Origin of the sequence: Pseudoalteromonas sp. SR44-5, assembly GCF_014163675.1 — a bacterium.
Lineage (GTDB): Bacteria > Pseudomonadota > Gammaproteobacteria > Enterobacterales > Alteromonadaceae > Pseudoalteromonas > Pseudoalteromonas rhizosphaerae.
Window position 1 is genome coordinate 39877 of the sequence record NZ_JACJDT010000037.1, and the last position, 6107, is coordinate 45983.

Genomic DNA, 6107 nt, shown 5'->3' on the forward strand with positions numbered 1-6107 from the left:
GTAGTGACAATCTGTACTCATTGTAAATTATTTTTCTGTGCCTGTACTGTAAAAAAAAGATATATACCATAGGTGATAAGTTTAATGTTTGCTCTGTAATTAACTAGGAGTAGGTTGGCGTTATGATAGATTTTACTGCTATTGATTTAGCTCGTATACAGTTTGCATTTACAGTCTCTTTTCATATTATTTTTCCAGCAATAACAATTGGCTTGGCAAGTTACCTTGCGGTACTTGAAGGGCTTTGGTTATACACGCGAAAGCCGATATACATGACGCTTTGTCGTTTTTGGATGAAAGTGTTTGCGGTAAATTTTGCTATGGGAGTGGTATCCGGCATCGTAATGGCTTATCAGTTTGGTACTAACTGGAGTCAGTTTTCTAATTTTGCTGGAGCTATTACGGGGCCATTACTCAGTTATGAGGTGATGACTGCGTTTTTCTTAGAAGCTGGCTTTCTTGGCGTTATGCTTTTTGGTTGGAATAAAGTTGGCGAAAAGCTTCACTTTACATCCACCTGTTTAGTGGCAATCGGTACGTTGATTTCAATGACTTGGATTTTGGCTTCTAACAGCTGGATGCAAACACCTCAAGGCTATGAAATTATTGATGGCCGAGCGGTTCCGGTTGACTGGTTTGAGATAATATTTAATCCTTCATTTCCTTATCGTTTAGTCCATATGGGCTTAGCCGCTTTTTTAGCGACAGCCTTGTTGGTAGGCGGATCTGGTGCATGGCATTTATTAAAAGGCTCGCACACTCAAGCGGCAAAAAAAATGTTGTCGATGGCAATGTGGATGTTGTTAATTATCGCACCATTGCAAGCTTTTGTAGGAGACGAACATGGCCTAAATACACTTGAGCATCAACCAATGAAAGTGGCAGCAATGGAAGGGCATTGGCATGAATCAGAACCTGGCGAAGGTGTCCCCTTAGTTTTATTCGGTTGGCCAAATATGGAAGAAGAGCGCAATGATTACGCTATAGAAATACCTCATCTTGCTAGCTTAATTTTAACGCATAGTCTTGATGGCACCATTGCACCATTAACATCTGTACCTCCTGAAGATCGCCCTTATGTACCTATTGTATTTTTTAGTTTTAGAATTATGGTCGCCTTAGGGTTATTGATGATTTTATTAGGCATAACAGGGTTAGTGTTACGTAAAAAAGGCCGATTATACGAGAAAAAATGGTTCTTAAGGTTTTGTGTTGCAATGGGCCCCGCCGGATTGATTGCGATGCTAACTGGCTGGTTTGTCACAGAGGCGGGACGACAACCTTGGGTTGTATATGGGTTACAAAGAACGGTTGATGCAAGCTCTGCTCATTCGATGACGGCAATGAGTTATTCATTACTTACTTTTGTTGTTTTATATGTCTGTGTGTTTGGGGTCGGTGTGCGTTATATGTTAGCACTTATCAAAAAGGGCCCTGAACAAGTGTATGACAACGATAATAAAGATGACTTAAACAAACGTCCGGCTCGTCCGCTATCAGCGGCCGATGGTGTTGAGCTTTAGGAGATTACATGATGGATTTTGATTTACCGAGTATCTGGGCACTCATTATTGGCTTTGGTTTAATGATGTATGTGTTTTTAGATGGTTTTGACTTAGGGATTGGCCTACTTTTTCCGCTGGTTAAAAATAAATATGAAAGAGATATCATGGTTAACTCCGTTGCCCCAGTTTGGGATGGTAATGAAACGTGGTTAGTGCTTGGCGGGGCAGGCTTGTTAGCTGCGTTTCCTATGGCTTACTCAGTCATATTATCAGCCTTATATGGGCCTATTTTAGTGATGTTATTTGGCTTAATATTACGAGGTGTTGCGTTTGAATTTCGCTTTAAAGCGACTGAGTCTCACCGTCCATTATGGGATAAGTTATTTTTTGTAGGCTCGTTTATGGCAACCTTTGCTCAAGGTGTAGCAATGGGCGCTGTTATTATTGGTTTTCCTGTTGAAAATGGTGAGTTTGCTGGTGGATCTTTAGACTGGTTAACACCATTTAGCTTATTTACAGGGTGTAGTTTACTGTTTGCTTATGGCTTATTAGGTGCCACTTGGTTAGTGGTTAAAACAGAGCATAATTTGTATAAACAAATGCGTAAACTTATTAAGCCATTAACTATTTTATTAGCCTTGTGCATGTTAGGTATCAGCATTTATACACCACTGATCAACGCTGATGTAAAAGCAATGTGGTTTAATTGGTCAAATATTGTATATCTTGCTCCTTTGCCAATTATTACTGGTATTTTTGTTTTATTATTACTGGGCTCAGTAAACTCAAGTAAACACTATCGGCCATTTATTTATGCGCTGTGTATGTTGTTTATGGGATATTTAGGCTTATGTATTAGCCTTTGGCCAAACATTATTCCACCAAGTGTGTCTATTTATGAAGCTGCAGCGCCTGAATCAAGTTTAAAATTCACCTTGGTTGGTGTTGTTATCATCGTGCCGTTTATATTGGCTTATACGTTTTGGTCTTATTATGTATTTCGTGGCAAAGTTGTTGATACCGAGGGGTATCATTAGTTATTCAATGCTATTGCACTATTTAGCGAAGGCTTTGTGGAGGGTATATGAAAAAGCATCTTCATCAATTTAAATGGTTAATTATCATTTGGGTCTTGAGTGTTGCTTCATTATTTTTAGTGTCTCTTTTGATCCGCTTTTTGATGACTCTTGCAGGAATGAAGTAATAACGTTAGTTAAATTACAGGGGACTATTTTATCAAATAATAGTCCCCTTTTTTATATTCTCATTACTTTTATTAAGACTTGAGTTGCTTGGATAAAAAAAGAGTTGTTACATCCGCTATCTTTATCAGTGCTTCTTTGTCTGCATAGTCCCATGACACTTTTGAGTCAACACTTTCACAACAAATTACGCCTAACGGTTTGTCATCTATAAAATAGATATAATCAAGTAAGGAATACACATTGAATGGTTCAAAATAGGATTTATTTAAGTCCTTTGTTACTTCGTTGTTCCTTGCATCCGATGCATCAAGTACTTGGTTACCTAAAATATAATTAAAGTATGCAGGAAAATCCTGAGCTTTTAAAACCATGTCATTTGTTACTACCTCATTTTCATCAAGGCATATTAAACAATTTATCGCAGTATATTCGTGGTTTAGTAACCAAAGGCTAACTCTATTTGCATTTGGAATTAGCTTTTTTAACTCTTGGCATGTCTGATTTAGTTTATATTTGCTTGAAATATTAGGATCACTAATTTTAACCGCTAGCTTTTTTAGATTGAGGTTATTAGGGTTGTAAATATTAAGTAAGCTATTTAATTTATCTTTATCAAATGGTTTAGCTAAATAACCATCCATACCAATGTCTAAATAATGTTCAATGTTTTGTTTCAAGGTGTTAGCTGTCAAGGCTATAATTGGGGTTGTTTTATCTCCTTGTTGTGCCCGAATTGCTTTTGTGGCTTGTACTCCATCCATTACTGGCATTTGGATATCCATAAAAATCAAATCTACAGGGTTTGTATTAAAGTAATCAACACACTCTTTACCGTTTTCTGTGATTACTACATTGGCGTTATGCGCTTGTAGCATTTTACTTACGATGAGTTGATTTATTTTATTATCTTCGGCGATTAGAATGGTGCACCCTTGTAAATTAGTTATTTCTTTCTTTTGTTTTAATGAATCATACAATAGATGATGTGTTTCAAAGCTCTGTTGATACGTAAATATAGAGCCTTCGCCTTCTTTACTTGTAAAGCCGATTTTACCTTTCATTAGTTGACTTAACTTGGCACAGATTGATAAGCCAAGCCCTGTGCCCCCATAACATCTTGATATAGATGCATCTGCTTGATGAAAATCTTGAAATAAGTTTTGTTGTGCTGCTTCGCTGATACCAATACCTGTATCAATAATTTCAAATAAAATATCCTGTTCAATTAATGAACTACTTTGAACGCTGACTTTGAGATTTACTTGCCCTTGGTTTGTAAATTTAATCGCGTTTGAACACAAGTTATTTAGAATTTGTGAGATCCTTACAGGATCACCTTTTAAAGTTGCTGCCACCTTCTCATCAATATATAAAGTAAGTTTAATGCCTTTAGCTGATGCTTGTTTAATGAGAGGCTTGAAGAGATCGTTAACAACCTCTTTAAGATTAAAATTGATATTTTCGATATCTAGTTTGCCAGCTTCAATTTTTGAAAAATCTAGAATGTCATTCACAATACTTGAGAGTATATTGGCTGAGTTTAAAATACTTTTCAAAGCGTTATCTTTTTCTAAACTCGTTTCTTCAGCTAGGCCAAATTCAGCTAAATTTAAAATACCGTGTAGTGGTGTTCTAAGTTCATGGGTCATATTTGCTAGAAATTGGCCCTTTAAGGTGTTGGCACTATCAGCTTCTTTTTTTAGTACTTCAAGTTCTTCATTATGTATTTTTTGTTGTTCTAGAGCTGATGTTAATCTTCTGTTGTTTAATCTAAGTTCAAGTTGAGTGATAACTTCTCGACCTAGTATCGTCAGAGCGTTAATTTGGTTTTGATTTAGCTTTTTGGGCTTATCGCTAATAACACAGAGTGTGCCTATAGTATTTCCTTTTGGGGTTACTAACGGGGCGCCTGCATAAAATCGTATGTTTGGATTATTAACAACTAGCGGGTTATCATGAAAGCGCTCATCGAGTAATGCGTTCGGTATTTCAAAAATGTGGTCTTGCAGTATTGCATGGGAGCAAAATGCAATCTCTCTCTCAGTTTCATCAACATCAATACCGTACTTTGACTTAAACCACTGTCTTTGCGGATCTACTAAGCTAATGAGTGAAATAGGCGTTTCACAAATTTCAGAAGCAAGTTGAGTTAAATCATCAAATACTTGTTCGGCTTTGGTATCTAATATTTCATACTCATACAAGGCTTTTAGTCTAGACTCTTCGTCTGCTGGGATTTGCGCTGTTTTCATTGCATTGCTCAATATTTATGTCCACTAAATATAGGATTAATTTCAGGGTAATAGCAACTTTCAGATTAAAATCGCATGAAAAAGGTAATATCTGTGCATTTCTTCAATAGAGCTTTATAGGCCTAGCTCTTTTAGCTGTAGAATTAATCTATTCAGTGACTCGAAATAAAACCTATTGAGTGCAATTAAAGCCTTGTTGTTTTACTAGAATAAATAACTCGAATATAAAACATTCAATGTGAGTTGTTTATTTTATATTGCGTGATATTATCCATCTTATTAGGGACAAAAATATAAGGATATGAATATGTTAAAAATTAAGAATATTGCTTTAGCGACTGCTTTAGCGTCTATATCGTCACTTACACAAGCTGCTGTATTTGATGGTGCCTCTCATTGCTCTGAAGATACAGTTTATAAGTCACAAGCCGTTAATAATCTAGCTGCTTCAATAGGTGATCTAGCTGCACTAAAAGAAGTAACTCTAGAAAAAACTGGTACTACAGAAAATGGCTACTTTACTTTTGATCCTCAATTTTCACGCTCTGAGCGTTATTTCAACTGTAGCATTCCTTTAAATGACACGATTGGTAATTTTGAGCTTAAAGTTCATGGCATTACTGAAGGTTTAAATAGCTCAAACGGCGGCTGCTTAATTTCACGTGTTCGTAAAGTAAGTGATGGCGGGCAAGAGAAGTGGTTTAAGTATGCTACAGGAAAGGGCTTTGACTGGATTGATATTGCTGACACTGCAAATAGCTCAAAGCAGTTTGTATCGTATGTAACAGCTCTTGATAATAATTTTGAAAGTGATGCTGTTCTTAGTTTGAAATGCCGCACTACATGGCAGCACGGCTCTGTTGCTATTGGGCAAATAGAAATCAATAATCAATAATATAATTAAAACTTAGTCCCTAATAATAAGGCTTAGAATCACTTCTAAGCCTTTTTTGTATTTGTTGCTGTTAGGTTAAACTTAGCAACTTAATTAATACCAATCGACTTAAATATTTAACCATTCTAGCGAGCTAAATAAAGCGCTAACTGCGTTATAATTTTTTCAAGTAGAACAACTACATGTCAAAATTTACGCCTTGTTATCACTGTATTTATCTGTCGCTATAAATGGTCAGTAACTTAACACG

The 6107-nt window shown here is 36.2% G+C and carries 5 protein-coding genes; 4 read left to right on the forward strand and 1 reads right to left on the reverse strand.

Features of this window, described 5'->3' with window-relative positions:
• Positions 1 to 122: 122 nt before the first annotated feature.
• Genes H5154_RS16915 through H5154_RS16925 form a run of 3 tightly spaced genes read left to right on the forward strand, consistent with a single transcriptional unit; the run spans position 123 to position 2709 of the window.
• A complete protein-coding gene (locus H5154_RS16915; protein ID WP_182719046.1) occupies positions 123 to 1523 on the forward strand; it encodes a cytochrome ubiquinol oxidase subunit I in 1401 nt (466 codons plus the stop codon).
• Positions 1524 to 1534: 11 nt separating this feature from the next.
• Positions 1535 to 2542 (forward strand): cytochrome d ubiquinol oxidase subunit II, encoded by a 1008-nt coding sequence (cydB, locus tag H5154_RS16920; RefSeq protein WP_182719049.1) that lies wholly within the window; start codon positions 1535 to 1537, stop codon positions 2540 to 2542.
• A gap of 47 nt (positions 2543 to 2589) precedes the next feature.
• The gene (locus tag H5154_RS16925) at positions 2590 to 2709 is read left to right on the forward strand and encodes a DUF2474 domain-containing protein (protein ID WP_149982745.1); all 120 of its coding nucleotides are present in this window, start codon (positions 2590 to 2592) and stop codon (positions 2707 to 2709) included.
• 72 nt (positions 2710 to 2781) lie between these two features.
• Here the strand turns inward: H5154_RS16925 and H5154_RS16930 are convergent, their stop codons facing one another.
• Positions 2782 to 4962, reverse strand: coding sequence for a response regulator (locus tag H5154_RS16930; protein ID WP_182719047.1), 2181 nt, complete (start codon positions 4960 to 4962; stop codon positions 2782 to 2784).
• Between the two features lie 307 nt (positions 4963 to 5269).
• Here H5154_RS16930 and H5154_RS16935 point away from each other — a divergent pair, with 307 nt between their 5' ends.
• Positions 5270 to 5857 carry a hypothetical protein gene (locus H5154_RS16935; protein ID WP_149982743.1) on the forward strand — a complete coding sequence of 196 codons (588 nt, stop codon included), beginning with the start codon at positions 5270 to 5272 and terminating at the stop codon, positions 5855 to 5857.
• Positions 5858 to 6107 lie beyond the last annotated feature (250 nt).